The organism is Caballeronia sp. LZ032, from assembly GCF_031451315.1.
Classification (GTDB): domain Bacteria; phylum Pseudomonadota; class Gammaproteobacteria; order Burkholderiales; family Burkholderiaceae; genus Caballeronia.
On record NZ_JARUXP010000004.1, the window covers coordinates 703,189 to 722,437 of the forward strand.

A 19,249-nucleotide genomic window follows, 5' to 3' on the forward strand; every position below is an offset into this window, starting at 1 on the left:
ATATTATTGAGATGACCTTGCTTTCGCTTCAGCCCGTACTTAGAATCCGTTTCACAGTGTTGTTACAAGATGTAACGCGCTGAAACAAAGATTACGCAGTACGTAGCCGGGCGGAACGAGCCTGGTGAGGCCACAAAAAAGATATCGGCTAAAAGCCGGCGGGAAATTCGGGGATTTACTGGAAGTTGCAACCATGAACGGTCGCGAAACGCTGGAATCGATCCGGGAAATCAATCTGTCGTACATCATGCTCGCGCAGCGTCTGCTGCGCGAAGACCGCGCCATCGGCATGTTCCGGCTCGGTCTGTCGGGGGAGCTGGCCGACTTGCTGTCGGGTCTCACGCTCGCTCAGGTCGTCAAGCTTGCTTCGTCGGACAACCTGCTTTGCGCTTTCCGTTTCAACGATCACACGATGCTGTCGGCTTTGACGCAACCCGCGAAGAACGCGGACATTGCGCCGACGCACGCGGCAATCCTGCTGGCTGGCCAGCCGGCTGAACAGTTCGCTTAAGTGACGACGGAGCGAGCCATGCTGAAGAAGAGCCTCACTGAAGACGCCCAGGAAGTGTTCCGCGCCATCGCGCTGATTGAACTCGGTGCGCGCATGCAAGTGCTCGAAAGCGAACTGACGCTTTCGCGGGACCGCATGATTCGTCTCTATCGCGAAGTGAAGGGCGCATCGCCGCCCAAGGGCATGCTGCCGTTCTCGGCAGACTGGTACATGACGTGGCTGGCCAATATCCACGCATCGCTGTTCTACAACACCTATACGTTCCTGAAGAACGAAGCGGGATGCTCGCATCTCGATGCGTTGACCAAAGGGTATCGGCTGTATCTCGAGCACTGCAATCATAGCGGCGCCGAGGCGGTACTCGATCTCACGCGGGCCTGGACTCTTGTGCGCTTCTTCGACGCGGGCATGCTGCAGATGACCTCATGCTGCCGCTGCACCGGGAAGTTCGTCGCACACAAACATGATTTGCAGAACAACGTGGTGTGCGGGGCCTGCCAGCCGCCGTCACGCGCGGGGAAGACCAAGAAAGCGGCGGCCGCGAAACAGGCCAGTCAAGAAGCCGCGCTGGAGGTAATCTCGAAGAACGAAGTGCCGGAGCATGCGGAGCACACGGTACTCGATCACGTAGCGGCGTTACAGTCGCAACGGGCAAGCCTGGTCGCACAGGCTGCTTGAGCGGTGGCGGCACCGGGCGCCTGCGGGGGACCGCCCGCCAGGACGGTAGACGACCGGACCGCCGCCACCGCACTTATCTTTTCACCGCAACTCAGTTGAATGTTCCAGCCCGGCGCGATGTTTACGCCGGGCTGTTTGTTTTTACGCCAAGTAAAATGCTTCGATGGCACGCGCTCTCGAAGGTAACGATCTGGCTCCCGCACGACACGGTTTTCTGCTGACTCGTCACTGGCGCGACACACCGGCCGGCGCCGAAGTCGATTTCTGGCTCGCTACCGATGACGGGCCGCAGAAAATTCGCATCGGCGTGCAGACGAGCGTCGCGTTCATTCGCGAGGAAGAGCGGGCGAAGGCCGAACCGCTGATCAGCGCAATACGCGATGCCTACCTGCGCGATTTACCGCTGCGGGACTTCCAGCAAAAGCCGGTGCTCGGGCTGTACTGCACGCAATATCGCCAGTTGCTCGCGCTCGAGAAGTCTCTGCGCAATGCGGGCGTCAATGTCTATGAAGCCGATCTCCGCCCGCCCGAGCGCTATCTGATGGAGCGCTTCATCACGGCGCCGGTATCGTTCGAAGGCGTCGCGCGCGACGGCACCATCGCGAGCGAACTCAAGCCGGCGCCGGATTACCGGCCGGCGCTGAAACTCGTGTCGCTGGATATCGAAACGAGCGCGCGCGGCGAACTCTATTCCATTGCGCTCGAAGGCTGCGGCGCCCGTCAGGTCTACATGCTCGGCGCGCCGGACGAAACACCCGGCGACATCGACTTCGCGCTTGATTACTGCGCCACGCGCGCCGACATGCTGCGCCGCTTCAACGCCTGGATCGCGCATCATGATCCGGATGCGATCATCGGCTGGAACGTGGTGCAGTTCGATCTGCGCGTGCTGCAGCGCCATGCCGACGACTTCGGCGTGCCGCTCACGCTCGGCCGCGACGGCAGCCCGGTGGAGTGGCGCGAGCACGGCATCAACCGCAATCACTTCTTCATCTCGATCGCGGGACGGCTCGTGATCGACGGCATCGAGGCATTGCGCTCGGCCACCTGGAGCTTCCCGTCATTCAGCCTGGAGCATGTCGCGCAGTCGCTGCTGGGCGAGGGCAAGGCCATCGACACGCCCTATGCGCGCATGGACGAAATCGAGCGGCGCTTCCGGCACGACAAGCCCGCGCTCGCACGTTACAACCTCGTCGATTGCGAACTCGTCACGCGCATCTTCGAGAAAACCCAACTTTTGTCGTTCCTGCTCGAACGCGCCACCGTCACCGGCCTGCAGGCCGATCGCAGCGGCGGTTCGGTCGCGGCCTTCACGCACCTGTACATGCCGCGCATGCATCGGCTCGGTTATGTCGCGCCGAATCTCGGCGACGTGCCCGAGGAAGCCAGTCCCGGCGGCTTCGTCATGGACTCGCGGCCCGGTCTGTACGATTCGGTGCTCGTGCTCGACTACAAGAGCCTGTATCCGTCGATCATCCGCACGTTCCTGATCGACCCGGCCGGGCTCGCACAAGGCATGAGCCTGTCCGATGACGCCGATACCGTGCCCGGTTTTCGCGGCGCACGTTTCGCGCGCGACCTGCATTGCCTGCCCGCGATCGTCGCGCAGGTCTGGCAGGGACGGGAAGCCGCCAAGCGCCAGCACAACAAGCCGTTGTCGCAGGCGCTCAAGATCATCATGAATTCGTTTTACGGCGTGCTCGGTTCGAGCGGCTGCCGGTTCTTCGATCCGCGCCTGGCCTCGTCGATCACGATGCGCGGCCACGAAATCATGCATCGCACGCGCGAGCTGATTGAGGCGCGCGGCTACACGGTGATCTACGGCGATACGGATTCGACCTTCGTCTGGCTGCGGCGCGCGCGCAGCGAGGACGACGCCGCGCGCATCGGACGGGCGCTCGTCGCGCATGTGAACGAATACTGGCGCGAGCATCTGCGCGAAACCTTCAGGCTGGAGAGCGCGCTCGAACTCCAGTTCGAAACGCATTTCAGGCGCTTCCTGATGCCGACGATCCGCGGCGCCGAAGAGGGCAGCAAGAAGCGCTATGCGGGCATGACGACGCGCCCGGACGGCAGCGACGACATCATCTACAAGGGCCTGGAAACCGTACGCTCCGACTGGACGCCGCTCGCGCAGCGCTTCCAGCAGGAACTCTATACGCGCATCTTCAAGGGCCAGCCTTACGACGACTACGTGCGCGATTACGTCGGCCGCACGCGGCGCGGCGAACTCGACGAACTGCTCGTGTATCGCAAGCGCCTGCGCCGCACGCTCGGCGACTATCACCGCAACGTGCCGCCCCAGGTGCGCGCGGCGCGCATCGCGGATGAGTACAACCGGCAACAGGGCCGTCCGCTGCAATACCAGAACGGCGGCTGGATCAGCTACGTCATGACGACGGCCGGCCCCGAGCCGGTGGAGGCGCGTCATGCGCCGATCGACTACGAGCACTACGTCAGCAAGCAACTCCAGCCCGTCGCCGACGGCATCCTGCCCTTCATGCGCGACGACTTCGCCGGACTGATGTCGGGCCAGCAGGAGTTGTTCTAGAAGCGCATCCCGACGCCTGCCTCGATGATGTCCGCATCGCGATCATAGCGAGTGACCACACGGTTCCACGTGACGCGCGCGAGCCAGCGCTGATCGAACCGGTAACTCGCCGACAGCGACACGAGCCCGGAGAAACGGCCATCGCCGGTGCGGTTCTGCGGCAGGTCGTCGTTCTGCGTGACCGCCAGATAAGGCCCGGCGCCGACGCCCAGCGTCAGCCGGTCGTCGAAGAACGCGCGCGTGGCCCAGATCTGCGCGGCAATGCCGTCGCGGCGCGACTGCACGTGGCCGCCTTCGTGCAGGTAGGTGGCCGTGACATCGACGTAATGCCACAGCCCGCGCCGGTACTCGACGCTCTCCGCGAGATTCGACTCCGAGTCGAGACTGTTGAGGATGGTCGTCCCGAGCATGACGGTGACTTCGTTGTTCGTCACGTTGGTCGAGCGCGAGACCGGACGCGCGCGCGGTCCGCGGCCTTCCGGTGCATCGAGCTGATAGCCGATGCCGAACAGCAGCGCGGTCGTGTCCGGGCCGCCGGACGCCTGCACGCGGTTGAGCTTCACTTCGGCGATCCAGCGGTTGTCGAAGTAATACGCGGCGCGCAGCGAAAACAGGCCGCCCCAGCCGTGCGTATTGGAGTAGTCGCCGCCCAGTTGCGCCTGCTTGGTATCGAACCAGCGATACGGCCCCGCGCCCGCCGACAATTCCAGCCGATCGTTCCACAGCGGCAAACGCCCCCAGAACTGCAGCGACTGGCCGTCGCGATGATGATCCGGGATGTGACCTTCGTTGACCCAGGAAAAACTCCACGCGGCGTAACGGCCAATGCCCTCGCGATAGCTCGCCTCCCACGAATACGTGTGCTGGCTGCTGCTCTTGAGCGGACCGGCCAGGACGCTGAATTCCTGTGCATGGGCGGCCTTGCTCGCGACGGCGAGCGCCGCACAGGCGATCAGGCAGGCGGCGGTCTTGCGATGTCGGTCTTCTTTGGGCTTTGTCATGAAGCGATTGGGGTGCGCGACTGTCCGGCGCACGGTCAGACCGTCGGATTCGCAAACTGTCGGAACCGACGGCTGGCCCGGACAGACGGACAGCAGATGCGGTCCGGTTGTCGGCCATCCCATACGCGTGGAGGCGCCTTGTCGGACCGCTTCAGGTTTCTCTTCCCCCGATCCGCGCAAACAGGCGGTCGAGGCTATTGCGCAGAAATGCAGCGAACGCGTCGTGCGAGACCGGTTTCATCACGCAGCAGCGCACCACGGTCGTGTCGTCCGTTTCATCGGTTTCCCGGCGAACGGCGTCCGGCATGATGTCCCGCAACGACACCCGATTACGCGAAAACCATGGCAGCTTTTCATCTCCGCTACCGGGCAACTGTGCGTTGCCGATCATTCGCTCACTGAGCAGTTCAATTCTGCGCGCGTTTAATACTACCTGTTCCGCTGGATGGATGCAGAAATTGACGATGCAGAGGTCCGGCGCGAACATGCTTCTGAAGCGGTGAGCGACGCCATCGAGCAGGAAGGCCGGCTGCGCGTTGAGCGCGTGATGGAGGTGCGTCGCGGTGAGCGCGTTGCCGGCCAGCAAGGCGCCCAGTCCGCTTCGGTGAAGGCCGGACAGCCGATGCGCCATCCATACGGCCGCCGCGGCAGCGCCGGGCCGCGCGCCCTCGAGCGTGTGAGGGCCATGTTCCATATGGCGCGAAAATGACGGCCTGAAATAGCGGGTCTGGCTGGAGATCGCCCATGAGAAGCGGCGGTCGCGAATCGCCAGGCAGCCGGCGGGATACGGCACGCCGGCGCATTTGTGCGGATCGACCGTAATGGTGTCGGCGTGGCAAAGCGCTTGCAGTGCTTCCACGACTTCAGGCTTGAGCACCCCGGAGACGTGCGGCGCCGTGCATGCGTCTTCATCGATCAAAGGCTGAAGCAAGGTGCGGTAATAACCGCCGAACGCGGCATCAACGTGCAGGAAGAACGACACGCCAAAGCGCTCCTCGCACTCCTGCCGCAGCGCCACGATGCGGTGAATCTCATCGACGCTGCCTTCGCCGCTGCTGCCCGCCGTGGCAATGACGGCAACGACCGGATACGCCGCCTTGAAGTGAGCGAACAGGCGTTCGCGCAGCGCCGCGATGTCGATGCGCATCGAAGCGTCCATCTCCACCGGTTCGAGCACCAGTCCGAGCAGGTCGGCGCATTTGTCCCACGCGTAGTGGCGGCCGCTCGCCACGAGAATGCGTCCCCCGCGCAGTGCGGGATGATCGTGGAGTGCGTCGATCCGCGCCCGCAAACGTTCCGGTGGGGCGTTTTCGAGCGCGTGCGAGAGCCGCGCGACGATCTCCCGAGGCGGCAGATTGCAGAGGCGGGCGTCATCCTGCGGGTTATTCCCTTCTGCGAGAGCAAAGGGCACGCGCTGCAGATTCCGGGCGATCCAGATGGCCTCGTAATTGGCGGCATGGCCGCCCGACGTGAGATGCGCCCAGCCTTGTTGCGGATCGAACCCGAAGAGGCGACAGAAGTCGTCGCTCAGTTCGTGTTCCAGCGTCGTGGTGACCGGCGCTGCTTCCGGCGTGACGTTGTTCGGGTTGTAGAGCATCGCGGCGAAGTACGCGAGTCCCGCGGGAAGCAGCGGGTCCGCATTCATGTGCGCGAGATACTGCGGCGCGGGCCACGGCGTGGAATCCGCTTGCAGCCGCCGCGACAGATCGTCCAGCAACTCGATCGCGCGCAGCAGCGGTCGGTTGTCGGCCGGCGGCCGTTCGGACAGCGGCCCTTGCCAATGCTCATGCCACCGGCAGTAGTCGTCGAAGAGACGCCCGAGCGTTTCGCGAAAGACCGTCTGGTTATCCCGATGCGGCCATAGATGCCGCCAGCGCGCGAGCGGATCGTGAGACTCCGGATTCACGCGGCGAGGCCGGTCGAACCGGACGCCTCCGTCAGCGCGGCGATGCGTGCGTGAACCTCGTCCATCTGATCCCACGCCTGTCGGCACGTCCCGATCAGACCGGCGAATCGTTCGGCAGGAAGGTTCTGCCGCCAGGCTCGGCCGACCTCGCGGTGGTCGCCGTCCGCTTCAGCATGCAGGTCGAAGTAGCACGCGTCCCGCATGCGCTGCGGGGAGAAAAGCGGGCGGCTCGCCTGGCCGAACAGGAATCCGCTTGCCTCCACCACCTGATGAACGATCACCAGTTTTTCCGCTTCATCGGCATGCAGCATCCTGTCGACGAACCATTGCGCCGCCCTTTCGAGCAGCGGGTCGCGGGTATTGCCTTCAAGACCATGCTGTTCCTGCAACATCGTGTCGTGTCCGAGCTCGTCGCGCAGATGACGGGTATAAAGCGGTAGCAGCCCCGGCTCCGTGCAGAACGCCTGCCGCGCATGAATCATTCGCTGGAAATAGCGCGACCAGACGAGCAGCGCCTCCAGGAAGCGCTTGCGCCGTGCCGCATCCGAGCGTAACCGGTTGCCGCGCAACAGTTGGAACAGCGGATTGCGGCCGTGTCGCTCGAGCAGCAGCGCGTTGATTTTTTCGAGGCTCGCGAACGAATGCGTTGCGTCATTGTTGAATGCGACTCTTGGCGCGCTTTCGACTTCATATAATCCGTTGCCGTCGAACTGAATTGAAAGTCCGTGGAATTGCTGTCCTTCGCAGGTCCGAAATCCATGTTGTTTCCCGGCTGGCACGCAGGCAGCGTCTCCTTCGTTCAGCAGCTGTCCGGTTTCTCCCGTCAGATAAACCGAGCCGCTGCAAATCAGAATCATCGATTGCACCGGATGAACATGATTGTCCAGTATTTCACCGTCTTTCAGACTGACCCAGCTGAATGAAGTGCGTCCTTGGTCCGGAATGAACTCGCGAAAGAAGGGATGCCGGCGAAAATCGCGATGTTCACCGAGTGAGTGAATTTCTTCATCGACTTGAATTGATGTGATAGCCGGGATATCACAGCGCCTGATTACCTGAACTTTCGAAAGCGCGTGTGAGGTGAAATGTTCTGCGTCGGTCATCTTGTTTGACTAGTTGATTGATTTCAATGCGTGAATGACGCGTTCGTTCTCGCTGGCCGTACCGATCGAAAAACGAATGCAGTCATGCAGCCCTTCAGGGTTGAAAAGCGGCTCGATCCGGCAAGCGCGCAGTGCATGGACCACCTTGCTGAAAGCGCGCGTGCGAATGCTGATGAAGCCACAGTCGTCACCCCAGATGTCGGAGACGCAGGCGAGAGAGGCGAGGGCCCGATAGAGCGCGTCGCGGGCACGCCGGAATTGCTCGATGCCGCGCATGACCCTTTCTGGATTCGCAAGGACCGCGTGGGCAGCGTTCGCGGCCACGGACGAGATCGCAAACGGCAGTTGAACCCGGCGCAGCGGCTCGATGAGTCTTTCCGCGCCGATCGCCGCGCCAATTCGCAGTCCGGCCATGCCAAGAGCCTTGGACATCGTGCGGAGAATCAAAAGCCGGGGAAACGCTTCCAGACGACGGAGATTCGAGGGTTTCCGGCTGTACTCGACATAAGCTTCGTCGATGATGACAAGGCCCGGAAAGCGCCTCATCAGCAACTCAAGGTCAGCCTGATTCAGGCGGCTTCCAACTGGATTATTCGGGTCGCACAGTACGACGCCCTTGGCCTGACTTTCGCACAAGGCATCGACATCGAGGCGGTCATATGCCGAACCGAAGAGTGGCACGGGCACGACTTCGATGCGATGAATCGTCGCCAATCGGGAGAACACGCCGAAACACGGCGGCGTCAGGGCGATTCGCTCAACTCCGGGTTCAAAAAACGCGTTGATTACCTGTTCCAGCGCGCCGGCAGCACCCGTTGTGAAAATGAGGTTCGAAGCATCGAGCACGAGCGGCGCCGCGTGATCGGTTTGCTCGGATAGCTGGAGCCAGTCCAGATAGCTTTCAGTCAGCTTGAAAATTGCGTCATTGCCAAAACCAGGATAACGACAATAATCTGTGCCGAATGGATTTTCGTTGTTTCTCAGAAGCAGAGTAGCGGGCTTGTCGGGATCCGGTGGCTTTGGAACCAAGGGCCCAAGCTCATCAATGACACTACGTGCAAACGGGGATATCAAAACTTTGCTCCATCATCACATTCGAAACAATTCTTTATCAAGTAAGAATCGAATGCTTGCCAGGCCGTGCGTTAATAATCGAATGCGCTATTCGTCATGTCGTTTCAAGAAACAGAATAAATCACGTTTTCCGCTTCACGAGCGGGAAAATTCTTAAAACGAAATGGGAGAACCCTGATTGAAAGCGGAAGGGCGCTGCCCGGACGGGGATCGGCCAATCGTTTGCGTGAAGGGGTGCCGTCGGACGAACGAAAGAATCGCTAGGCCTGCGTTCGCAGGCACTCACAAGCGGGGTTACGCGTTTTTTGACACTTGAGTAGATTGGCTCATGCCCCTGTCCATTCAAGCGAGCGAGGTGAGTGATGGACTCCACCCCAGTCGAGTATCGAGGTTGTGAGCTTTCCGCGATCGTGCGGCATTTGTCCGGCGAATTCGTCGCGACGCTGCTGATCGAGCGTCCTGGCGGCACGCGCCGGGCGATCGGCCCGTTCCGTTCGTTCCCGACAGCGCAGGCTGCCGAGAACTACGCCATCCAGTACGGCAAGGCCGAACTCGACGGGCGGCTGGCGGAGCGCGGGCCGCGCGTCGCCATGGCGGAGCGCTAGCGCCGGACGGATGAACGCCCGGCTCGTGTCTACTGCGCGCGAGCCCGCAGGGGCTTCATCACACGTTACTCGCCGCCAGCCTGCGCAGCATGCGTACGCGCGGCGCCACGGCGGCCTGCAACGCCGGCTCCGGCTCCGCCGTCAGGTTCCACGCGATGCTGCCGGCGCGTACCCGCCGCGTCTTCGGCTTGCTCTGCTGGCGGCGGCGCACCAGTGAGCGCACTGCGCGAGCGAGCGCGAGATCGATCGCACCGCGCCAGTCCCGGGCGATCGAGGTCGCCACGACCTTGTTCTCCTTGCTGACCTGCACTTCCACCTGGCAGCGCTTGTCGAGGCCGCCGCGCGGCCCGTTGATGTCCGACAGGCTGACCGTCGCCTTTGAAATGAGCCACGCCAGACGCCGGAAAACGAATTCGCTGCGGGTTTTCGCCAGTTCGTGCATCGCGATGGCTTCGGGGTCGCGGGACTTGAACAGGACTTTCATGAACGCCTCCTTGGTGAACGTGAGGCTCAGGTTAAGCGGCGGCGGCGCATCGAAAAAGCAGAATCAATGGAACCAAGACTGCGAAAAAAGCGAAGTTAGCTGAGCGCGCTCGCGAGCACCTGCTGCGTCAACGGATGATGTCGTCCGCGCCGCGAGACGATGGCATGCACCTCTTCCTTCACGTCTGGCGAGCGGCCGAGCCAGCGCAGACCGCGCAGCAGGGGTGCGTCGCCGGCGCCGAATTCGGCGAGCGGAAACACGCCGAGCCCGCGTGCGCCGAAGACCGCCATCAGCGCGCTGTCCTCGAATTCGCCGACGATGCGCGGCGCAATCGCCTGCGTCTCCAGCCAACGATCCAGCCGCGCCCGCAGCGACGAGTGACCGGTGGGCAGCAGCATGGGCAGGGTGGCGAGACTCTCCGGAAAGCGGTCGATGGCGCTCTTGCGGACGATCGACGCGGGCCCGTACCAATCCACCGGCGACGCGATGAGCCGTTCGCTCGTCAGCCGCAGGTTCTGGTTATGCGGCGCGGGATGGCTTGACAGCACGAGATCGAGCCGATGCAAGGCCAGTTCGCCGAGCAGTTCGTCGGTCTCGCCTTCATGACACAGCAGCCGCAGCGACGAATTGCCGAGCACCGGCGCAAGCAACGCGTGCGCGGCTAGCTTCGAAATGCCATCAGACAAGCCGACCGCCAGCCGTGCCAGCGTGCCGCTCGCGGCTTCCCGCACTTCGTCCTGAATCAGTTGCCCCAGCTGAAAGATTTCCTCGGCGCGGGCGAACGCGGCCTGGCCCGCTTCGGTCATGGTGACGCCGCGTCCCGCCGGCTTGAGCAACTGATGCCCGAGCGACTTTTCCAGTTCCCGCACCTGCGCACTGATGGTCTGCACGGCCATGTCGAGCCGCTCGGCGGCCCGTGCGAAGCCGCCTTCCTTGACGACGACCCAGTAGTAATGCAAGTGACGATAGTTGAGCATGCGGATATTCCCCGGCGGTTAGGGCGTGAGGCCTGACTTCGGAAAAACCGAAGTACCGTTCCGATTATCGCTGATTTTTCCGTTGGGACGGACTGTGGATGATTGCACCATTCCTCAGCTGCCCGACATCCACAAAAAAATCCATGGAATATCTTCTTTTGCTCGCCACCGATCCCGCCGTCTGGGCCGCACTCGTTACGTTGATCGTGATGGAAGTGGTGCTCGGGATCGACAATCTCGTGTTCATTTCCATCCTGAGCAACAAGCTTCCCGTGGAGCAACGCGCGCGCACGCAGCGTATCGGCATCATGCTCGCCCTCGTGATGCGCCTTGCGCTGCTGGGCACGGTCGCGTGGATCGCGCGTCTCACCGCGCCGGTGTTTTCGCTTTTCGATCATGCGTTCTCATGGCGCGATTTGATCCTGCTGGCGGGCGGCCTGTTTCTCGTGTGGAAGGCAACCAAGGAAATGCATCACCACGTGGGGAAGGGGGCGCACGATGCGCCGGTCGTCGCGTCGAGTATCGGCACGATGACGGCCTGGTCCGCAATCGGCCAGATCCTGCTGCTCGACCTCGTCTTTTCCGTCGACAGCATCATCACGGCGGTCGGCATGACCGAACATCTGCCGATCATGTTCATCGCCGTCATCTTCGCGGTTGCGACGATGCTGTTTGCAGCGCAACCGCTGTCGCGCTTCATCGAACGCAATCCGACGGTCGTGACGCTGGCGCTGTCGTTCCTGCTCGTGATCGCCATGACGCTGATTGCCGAAGGGTTCGGCACGCATGTGCCCAAGGGTTACATCTACGCCGCGATGGGCTTCGCGGGCTTCGTCGAAGGCCTGAACCTGGTGGCGCGCAGAAAGAAGACCTCGCGCGATGGACGAAAGACTTCGTCCGTGTTTCCTGAACCGGAGTCGCGCGCGGCCGAATGAAGCACTTGCCTCATATCGTTCGGCACATTGAAATCGTGTGCCGAATGTAAGAGGAGCCAGCTTGCGCGCGGAATGCAAGGGCAATCCCGCTTGCCAAGGACGCGCCGAGTGACTACGGTAGCCCTGATCGGGTTTCGACTGGAATTTCGGTACCCGAAATAATCAGATGAGTCGTGTCGCACCAACGCCCGAGGTCAAACGCGTTCGAGCCACGACAACACCGATAAAGAGGGAAACAGGCATGGCGCCGCATTGGGAGAGAACGGTTCCCCGCGATGTGTTTGGCGAAGCGGCCCGCCAGCTCCTCGCATCCGGAATCCGGCTCGACCCTTATTTCGTGTGGGCAAACCTGGAGCGGCGCGCGAATCCCGCCGGCGAAGCAGGCGAGCGCATGCCGGTTGCCTTGGAACTCAAGCGGGGCGGTTTCACCGCACGGCAGCTCGCGCAGGAGATCGACCGCTATGGCTGGCAGGACTGGATCTGGATTTCCGCGCTGTATCGGGATCCTCCGGACGGACTCGAAAGCACGCGTTTCTGCACGGCTCACGTCACACGCGAGTTCTTCACACGGCTCGGTACCGATCTCTCCGGAAAAATCGAACGGCTAACGGGCATGACAACACTCGCGTCGGCGCACGGCGTGCGTCCGCACGGCCGGGCCGCGCTTAGCCCCGTACCGGCCTGCGCCTTTCCGGCGCGCATGATCGTGGGCGTGTGCGAGGAAGAGCTTTCATTTTTTCATCGGCGTCACGCGCAGCATTCATTCGGCACCGACACGCGCTTTCATTGTTTCTGGAACCAGAACGATGCAGCCAACAGCGCGCGCGGCCTCGGGTACGGCGGCGAACTGCTCAAGAACCGGATGAACGCGCTGTTGAGCGACGCGTCCGCCACGTCGAACCGGACGCACTTGCATCGTCCGGGGCCGCTCACCGGCCCTGAGGAACGCCCGCCGATGATCGGCGTACAGCTCCAGCGCCGCAGCCGCACGGTACGCGGCGGAGTCGGGCCGAGCCCGGACGCCAGCCTGCTCGACGCCGTCCGCTACGTGGCGCAGCGGGCGCGCGATATCGGCGGCCCGCGCAGCCATCCGCTCGTCAGCATGAACGCCGGGGATGTCGCCTGGCAGCAGGACGGCAGTTCGCTGATCGAAGGCGCGCTCGACGAGCTGATGGACATCGGCGCGTGCTCCATCATCCTTCCGTCCGGCACGGACAACTGGGCGCAGTGCCGCGATACCCGCACCCTCATCACGCAGGCCGCGTTGCCGTGGCAGGTGCCCGCCGCTTGCGCGTCGCCGAGTTTCGCGGAGATCTGGCTCGACGGCGCAGGCGCGGACCCGGACATCGACATTCAGGTGGTCACGCCGGACGGCGTCGGCAGTGCGTGGCTGACGCGTGGCGAGATCGGCGTCTACAGGCAGGGCGCCGATACGCTGTGCAGCGTCGTGCATCTCGGCCGGGGCGCGCGGGGCGCCCGGCCGATGATCCTCATCGCCGTTCAACCCACGACGCACAGGGCCCCGTCAGGCCGGTGGCTCATCCGCCTGCGCAACAATGCGCGCACGGCGGTCACGGCATTCGCCTGGATGTCGGACGATGAAGCGTCGGCAGACCTGCCGCTTGCCGCGCCTGTTCATTCCCGCGACGGCGGCGACTGATCACGTGCCGCGGGAATGCAGCGCGATGATCTCCTGCAGATCGAGGTCGTGTTCGAGCGAATGCAGCAGCTCGTCGTGAATCTGACCGCCGCGATGCATCTTCAGCAACTCGGCGCGACCCGCGGCGATGGCCGCGAGCACGACATCGTAGTGCGCATGACGCGCCTCGGTCGGGAAGTCCTCTTCGTTCTGGAAGCACGACGACAAGTCCGCGCGATACGTGTACTGCTCCAGCAGCCGCGGGTGAATGACCTCGCCGTTCGCGTCCCTGACGAGCGGCTGGATGGCGGCCAGTTGCGCGATTTCCATGCGCGCCCACGCCTGTGGCTCGCTCAGATGCCGCGCCGAGCGTTCATGCCCGGTCGCGAGCGCGAGCCACTTGATCAGCGGACCGATCGTCGCGCCTTGCAGCAGCACCGTGACGAGGATCACCGCGAAGCCCGCGAACAGAATGAGGTCGCGGCCCGGCATTTCCTCAGGTAGCGAGAGCGCGACCGCGAGCGTCACGACGCCGCGCATGCCCGCCCAGCTGACGACCGTGGCCGCGCGCCAGTCGGGCCGCATGGCGCGCGCGTCTTCGGCATCCGCGCCTGCGAGCTTGCGGCCCTTGAGCGACCACACGATGCCTTTCAGCCCCTCGACCCCGAACACCCACACGAAGCGCGACACGATCACGACGCCGATCACCGCGGCGGTCGCGGGCCCGAGCAGCGAAAAGGCATCGCCGACGCCGCCCAGACGCACGGCGATGCCGCGCAGCGACAGCCCGATCAGCACGAACACCAGCGCCTCCAGCACGAACACGACGACTTGCCAGAAGGCCGTGCCGCGCATGCGCTGCGCCGCCGAAAACACTTCGTGCTGATGCCAGCCGACCATCATGCCGCAGGTGACCGTGGCGATGACGCTGGACACGCCGAGCATCTCGCCCGCCATATAGCTGACCCACGCGGTGAGCATGGAGGTGGTGATGACGAGATAGTCGTCCGCGAGCGCGCGCATCAGCTTCACGGCGATGTACCCCGCGACGATGCCGACCACCACGCCGCCGATCGCGAGCCCCGCGAAGCTGGCGACGGCGCGCGGCGCGCTGAACACGCCGCTCATCGCCGCGACGAGCGCGAAGCGGAACAGCACGAGGCCGGCAGCGTCGTTGAGCAGGCTTTCGCCTTCGAGCAGCACCATCAGGCGCCGCGGCAACGCGACCCGTTCGAGCACGGCCTTGGCGGCGACGGCATCGGGCGGCGAGACGACCGCGCCCAGCGCGAAGCAGGCGGCCCATGGCAGCGAAGGCACGACGAGATGCACGGCCACGCCGACCACGAAAGTGGTGAAGGCCACCGCGCCTATGGCGAGCAGCAGGATGCCGCTCAGGTTGCGCTTGAAGTCGTCCCATACGAAGAAATAGGCGCCGTACATGAGCAGCGGCGGCAGGAACACGACAAGCACGAGTTCGGGATCGAGTTCGAACTTCGGCAATCCCGGCACGAAGGCCATGGCGACGCCGCCGATCAGCAGCGCGGCGGCGGGCGGCAGACGCAGCCTGCGCGCGAGGACTTCGAGCGCGATGATCGCGATCAGCGAGATGAGCACCAGATTGAAGGCCGTGACGGCGTGCATGAATATCCCTCGGGTCGGTTTTTTTGATCGATCGGTGCTGCAATGCGCGGCGGGCCACGCGGCCTTGACGGGTGGCGCTGCTAACATCGGCACGGGGCCGGCCCGCGAGCCGGGGACATCGTATCCGATCAGGAGGAACAATGAGGCGAAAGTCGTCAGGCTTCGCGGTGGCGGCGGTGCTGATAGGCGTTGCCGTGGCGGCGGTGGTCTATATCGCGAGCATCGGCCGGTCGCGTCACGCGGAGGCGCCGGTGCCGGCCGCCACGTCGCTGGCCGTGCAGGAAGGCGCGGCGAGTGCATCGGTGTTCGGCAGCGCGTCGGCAGAGCCCGCCACGGCAACATCCGAGCAAGCGGCCGCGCGCTGAGCTGTCGAGACTTTGTCGCGCCGGGAGCCTTGCTGACGCGCGCGACAGGAATATGACTTGCTCCCTTCCGACGACGCCAACCACGGCTCGCCGGGAGCACAACGTCATGGGACACCATCCCCAGCAGGTTCCACCGGTCGCGTTGCCTGTCGACGGGCGCGGCATGATCGGCAACATGAAGACGGCCGCGCTGGTCTCGCTGCGCGGCGCGCTCGACTTCATGTGCTTTCCCCGTATCGACTCACCCACGCTGTTCGCCGCGCTGCTCGACGGCGAGCGTGGCGGCTCGTTCGCCATTACGCCACGCGTGCCGCACGCCAACGTCAAGCAGATGTATCTGCCCGAGACCAATGTGCTGCTCACGCGCTTCATGACGGGCGACGGCGTATGCGAGCTGCTCGACCTGATGCCCGTCGCCGCCGATGCCCCGCGCGCCGATCAGGCGCCGAACTGCGTGCTGCGCATCGTGCGGCTTGTGTTTGGCCGCATGACGCTGGATGTGACGTGCGCTCCGCGCTTCGACTATGCGCGCGCCGGGCATGAGGCGCGCGCGGTGGAGCGGGGCGTCGAATTCATTCCCGCCGATGGCTCGCCGCCCGTGCAACTGCTCGCCAACGTGCCGCTGTCGCTCGACGGCGCGCGAGCCTGCGCCACCCTGGAACTCGAGGAAGGCGACTGTGCGTGCTTTGCCTTCGGCTTGCCGGAAGGCCTCGCGGATATCGAGGCGGAACACGATGCAGTGCTGGCGGCGACGATCGACTATTGGAAGAGCTGGTCGGCGCGCTCGACGTATCGCGGACGCTACCGCGAAGTGGTGCTGCGATCGGCGCTGACGCTCAAGATGCTGAGTTCGGAGGAGTTCGGCGCGATCGTCGCGGCGCCGACCTTCGGGCTGCCCGAGGCGCAGGATGGTTCGCGCCGCTGGGATTACCGCTTTACCTGGATTCGCGACGCCGCCTTCAGCGTGTACGCGCTGTTGCGGCTCGGCTATACCGGCGAGGCCGAGGGCTTCATGAAGTGGATCGCCGGACGTAGCCGCGATTGCAGCTCGCATGGGCAGTTGCGTGTGATGTATTCCGTCGACGGCGAGGATGCGCTCGCGGAGGCGAACCTCGACAGCCTCGTCGGCGATGGGAAGGGCCAGCTACTGATCGGCAACGAGGCGCGCGCGCAGATCCAGCTGGACGTCTATGGCGCGTTGCTCGACTCGCTCTATCTGTACAACAAGTATGGCGCGGCGATCTCTTACGAAGGCTGGCGGCACGTCACGCGCACCGTCGATTACGTGGTCGAGCACTGGCGCGATGCGGACAACGGCATCTGGGAATTCCGCAACGGCACGCGCCCGCTGCTGCATTCGCGCCTGATGTGCTGGGTCACGGTGGACCGCGCGCTGCGTCTCGCGGAAAAGCGCTCGCTGCCCGCGCCGCTCGCCAGCTGGTTCAGCACTCGCGACGAGATTCATCACGACATTCACGAGCACTTCTGGAATGACGAACTGCAAAGCTTCGTGCAGACCCCGGATTCCGACACGCTCGACGCCTCCACGCTGATGATGCCGCTGGTGCGCTTCATCGGGCCGAAGGATCCGCGCTGGATCGGCACGCTGGATGCCATCGGCCGCGAACTGCGCGTCGATCCGCTGATCTTCCGTTATACGCGTGGCCCGACGCTGGACGGCCTGCCCGGCACCGAAGGCGGTTTCTCCGCGTGCTCGTTCTGGTACGCGGAAGCGCTGGCGCGCGCGGGCCGCGTCGACGAGGGCCGGCTGGTGTTCGAGAAGATGCTCGCCTATGCGAACCATGTCGGCCTGTTCTCAGAGGAAGTGGCGACGAGTGGCGAGGCGCTCGGCAACTTTCCGCAGGCGCTCACGCATCTCGCGCTCATCAGCGCCGCGTATCAGCTCGATCGCGATCTCGACCGCGTGCATGTGCCCTGGACCTGAAGCGCCCGCGTGATGCACGACGTGACCCCGCACGACGCGGTATCCTTTCCGCTCACTCTGCCCGTGAACGGAGGATCGGCGCATGGACGGCAAGACGGTCATGGCGTGCATCGACGCAGCGCATGCGTCGCTCAAGGAACATGCAGACGAAATCGCATCGCTGGATCAGGCTATCGGTGACGGCGATCACATCATCAACCTGTTGCGCGGCATGGATGCCCTCGTGGCGCTGCGCACGCAGATCGAAGCCGAAGCCTTCGCGCCCGCGCTGAAACTCGCCGCGGCGAAGACGCTCTCCACGGTAGGCGGTTCATCCGGACCGCTGTTCTTCTCGATGCTGACCGGCATGGCAAAGACGCCGATCGATGACGCCTCTGATAGCGTCGCCGCGTTCGCGCGCGCATTCGCGGCGGGCGTCGAGGCAGTCGGGCAACGCGGCAAGACCTCGACCGGCAGCAAGACCATGATGGACGTCCTGATTCCGGTGGCGCAGCGTTTCACCGCGCTGGCCGGGGCGGGCGCATCGAAAGCGGAGGCACTGGATGCGCTGCCGCGCGTTGCAGAAGAGAGCATGCTCGCCACGCGCGACATGCTCGCCACCAAGGGCCGCGCTTCGTTTCTCGGCGAACGTTCGCGCGGTCACATCGATCCGGGCGCGCGTTCCAGTCAGCTCATGATCGCGGCCGTCTGCGCGCGCCTCGCGCAAGACGCGGCCTGAACCTCACAAGGAGAGGGAGACATGAAGAAGTTCATCAATCGCGTGGATGACTTCCTGAGCGAGAGTCTCGCGGGCTTCGGCGCTGCGCATGCGGATCTCGTCACGGTGAACCTGGATCCGGCGTTCATCGTGCGCAAGGTGCTCAAGCCCGGCAAGGTGGCCGTCATCTCGGGCGGCGGCTCGGGACATGAGCCGCTGCATGGGGGCTTCGTCGGCTACGGCATGCTCGATGCCGCCTGTCCCGGCCAGGTGTTCACGTCGCCGACACCGGACCAGATGCTGGCCGCCGCGCAGGCCGCCGACACTGGCGCGGGCGTGCTGTTCATCGTGAAGAACTATTCCGGCGACGTGATGAACTTCGAGATGGCGTCTGAGCTCTGCGAGATGCCTAACGCCACCGTGCTCGTCAACGACGATGTCGCCGTCGAAAATTCGAGCTTCACGACGGGCCGGCGCGGCGTCGCGGGCACGGTGATCGTCGAGAAGCTGGTGGGCAGCTTCGCCGAGACCGGCGCGGACCTGGAAGCGTGCCGCACGTTCGGAGAACGCGTGGCGGGACGGATCGCGTCGATGGGCGTTGCGTTTTCGAGCTGCACGGTGCCTGCCGCCGGCAAGCCGACCTTCTCGCTTGGCGACGACGAGATCGAGATCGGCGTCGGCATTCATGGCGAGCCGGGGCGCAGACGCGCGAAGTTCGCCACCGCCGATGCGATCGCCGACGAGCTGCTGGCCGCGATCGTCGAAGACCTGAAACCCGCCGCCGATGCGCGCCTGCTCGTGCTCGTCAACGGACTTGGGGGAACGGCGCTGGGCGAGCTGTATCTGCTGTATGACGCAGTGCGCCGCTGGCTCGATGGCCGCGGTCTCGGCATCGCGCGTTCGCAGGTCGGCGCACTGACTACGTCGCTCGAGATGGCGGGCGCGTCGATCACGCTGTGTATGCTCGACGACGAGATGACCCGTCATTGGGACAGCCCGGTGCACACGGCGGGTTTGCGCTGGGGCATGTAGCTACACGTATACCCGCGAACCGGCGCCTTTCGATACGCCGTCTGAAAGCTTTGGGATGCTGTTCAAGCGCATCCCTCATCTGATCCGATTTCCCTTTATTTGCAG

17 protein-coding genes are annotated in these 19,249 nt (G+C 64.0%); 10 read left to right on the plus strand and 7 right to left on the minus strand.

Translation table 11 applies throughout. The annotated features are described in order from the left end of the window. Window positions 1-193 precede the first annotated feature (193 nt). The 3 genes from flhD (at window position 194) to QCE69_RS31015 (ending at window position 3,740) form a co-directional block, all read left to right on the plus strand. Entirely contained in the window at window positions 194-511 is a 318-nt protein-coding gene (gene flhD, locus QCE69_RS31005; RefSeq protein ID WP_309926234.1) for a flagellar transcriptional regulator FlhD, read from the plus strand. An 18-nt stretch (window positions 512-529) separates the two neighbouring features. After that, window positions 530-1,189 carry a flagellar transcriptional regulator FlhC gene (flhC, locus tag QCE69_RS31010; RefSeq protein ID WP_309820112.1) on the plus strand — a complete coding sequence of 220 codons (660 nt, stop codon included), beginning with the start codon at window positions 530-532 and terminating at the stop codon, window positions 1,187-1,189. Window positions 1,190-1,352: 163 nt separating this feature from the next. After that, window positions 1,353-3,740: a DNA polymerase II gene (locus QCE69_RS31015; protein ID WP_309934720.1), complete on the plus strand. Its 2,388-nt coding sequence runs from the start codon at window positions 1,353-1,355 to the stop codon at window positions 3,738-3,740. Here the strand turns inward: QCE69_RS31015 and QCE69_RS31020 are convergent. The 4 genes from QCE69_RS31020 to QCE69_RS31035 all read right to left on the minus strand — a co-directional run bounded on the left by QCE69_RS31020 (window position 3,737) and on the right by QCE69_RS31035 (window position 8,779). Then, on the minus strand, window positions 3,737-4,741 hold the full coding sequence (locus QCE69_RS31020) for a hypothetical protein (RefSeq protein WP_309934722.1): 1,005 nt from the start codon (window positions 4,739-4,741) through the stop codon (window positions 3,737-3,739). The two genes, QCE69_RS31015 and QCE69_RS31020, sit on opposite strands and share 4 nt — an antisense overlap. Before the next feature lie 151 nt (window positions 4,742-4,892). Then, window positions 4,893-6,647, minus strand: a complete 1,755-nt coding sequence (locus QCE69_RS31025) for a pyridoxal-dependent decarboxylase (protein ID WP_309934724.1) — start codon at window positions 6,645-6,647, stop codon at window positions 4,893-4,895. Next, window positions 6,644-7,750 carry a cupin domain-containing protein gene (locus tag QCE69_RS31030; protein ID WP_309934726.1) on the minus strand — a complete coding sequence of 369 codons (1,107 nt, stop codon included), beginning with the start codon at window positions 7,748-7,750 and terminating at the stop codon, window positions 6,644-6,646. Before QCE69_RS31030 ends, QCE69_RS31025 begins: the two co-directional genes overlap by 4 nt. Window positions 7,751-7,759: 9 nt before the next feature. Then, a complete protein-coding gene (locus QCE69_RS31035; RefSeq protein ID WP_309934729.1) occupies window positions 7,760-8,779 on the minus strand; it encodes an aminotransferase class I/II-fold pyridoxal phosphate-dependent enzyme in 1,020 nt (339 codons plus the stop codon). Window positions 8,780-9,186: 407 nt separating this feature from the next. Here QCE69_RS31035 and QCE69_RS31040 point away from each other — a divergent pair, with 407 nt between their 5' ends. Beyond that, window positions 9,187-9,429 carry a hypothetical protein gene (locus QCE69_RS31040; protein ID WP_309820123.1) on the plus strand — a complete coding sequence of 81 codons (243 nt, stop codon included), beginning with the start codon at window positions 9,187-9,189 and terminating at the stop codon, window positions 9,427-9,429. Window positions 9,430-9,487: 58 nt separating this feature from the next. Here QCE69_RS31040 and QCE69_RS31045 read toward each other — a convergent pair whose 3' ends face one another. Then, the gene (locus QCE69_RS31045; RefSeq protein ID WP_309926246.1) at window positions 9,488-9,913 is read right to left on the minus strand and encodes an HPF/RaiA family ribosome-associated protein; all 426 of its coding nucleotides are present in this window, start codon (window positions 9,911-9,913) and stop codon (window positions 9,488-9,490) included. A 95-nt stretch (window positions 9,914-10,008) separates the two neighbouring features. After that, entirely contained in the window at window positions 10,009-10,890 is an 882-nt protein-coding gene (locus QCE69_RS31050; protein ID WP_309934730.1) for a LysR family transcriptional regulator, read from the minus strand. Window positions 10,891-11,033: 143 nt separating this feature from the next. On the opposite strand from QCE69_RS31050, the gene QCE69_RS31055 reads away from it, so the two are divergent. After that, entirely contained in the window at window positions 11,034-11,825 is a 792-nt protein-coding gene (locus QCE69_RS31055) for a TerC family protein (RefSeq protein WP_309934732.1), read from the plus strand. A gap of 241 nt (window positions 11,826-12,066) precedes the next feature. Next, window positions 12,067-13,485: a hypothetical protein gene (locus QCE69_RS31060; RefSeq protein ID WP_309934734.1), complete on the plus strand. Its 1,419-nt coding sequence runs from the start codon at window positions 12,067-12,069 to the stop codon at window positions 13,483-13,485. Here the strand turns inward: QCE69_RS31060 and QCE69_RS31065 are convergent, their stop codons facing one another. Next, window positions 13,486-15,105: a Na+/H+ antiporter gene (locus QCE69_RS31065; protein ID WP_309934736.1), complete on the minus strand. Its 1,620-nt coding sequence runs from the start codon at window positions 15,103-15,105 to the stop codon at window positions 13,486-13,488. Between the two features lie 140 nt (window positions 15,106-15,245). Here QCE69_RS31065 and QCE69_RS31070 point away from each other — a divergent pair, with 140 nt between their 5' ends. The 4 genes from QCE69_RS31070 (at window position 15,246) to dhaK (ending at window position 19,144) form a co-directional block, all read left to right on the plus strand. Then, window positions 15,246-15,470, plus strand: a complete 225-nt coding sequence (locus QCE69_RS31070; protein WP_309926255.1) for a hypothetical protein — start codon at window positions 15,246-15,248, stop codon at window positions 15,468-15,470. A gap of 106 nt (window positions 15,471-15,576) precedes the next feature. Continuing rightward, window positions 15,577-17,415: a glycoside hydrolase family 15 protein gene (locus tag QCE69_RS31075; RefSeq protein ID WP_309926257.1), complete on the plus strand. Its 1,839-nt coding sequence runs from the start codon at window positions 15,577-15,579 to the stop codon at window positions 17,413-17,415. 82 nt (window positions 17,416-17,497) lie between these two features. Continuing rightward, window positions 17,498-18,133: a dihydroxyacetone kinase subunit DhaL gene (dhaL, locus tag QCE69_RS31080; protein WP_309926259.1), complete on the plus strand. Its 636-nt coding sequence runs from the start codon at window positions 17,498-17,500 to the stop codon at window positions 18,131-18,133. 21 nt (window positions 18,134-18,154) lie between these two features. Next, window positions 18,155-19,144: a dihydroxyacetone kinase subunit DhaK gene (dhaK, locus tag QCE69_RS31085; protein ID WP_309934740.1), complete on the plus strand. Its 990-nt coding sequence runs from the start codon at window positions 18,155-18,157 to the stop codon at window positions 19,142-19,144. Window positions 19,145-19,249: the final 105 nt, after the last annotated feature.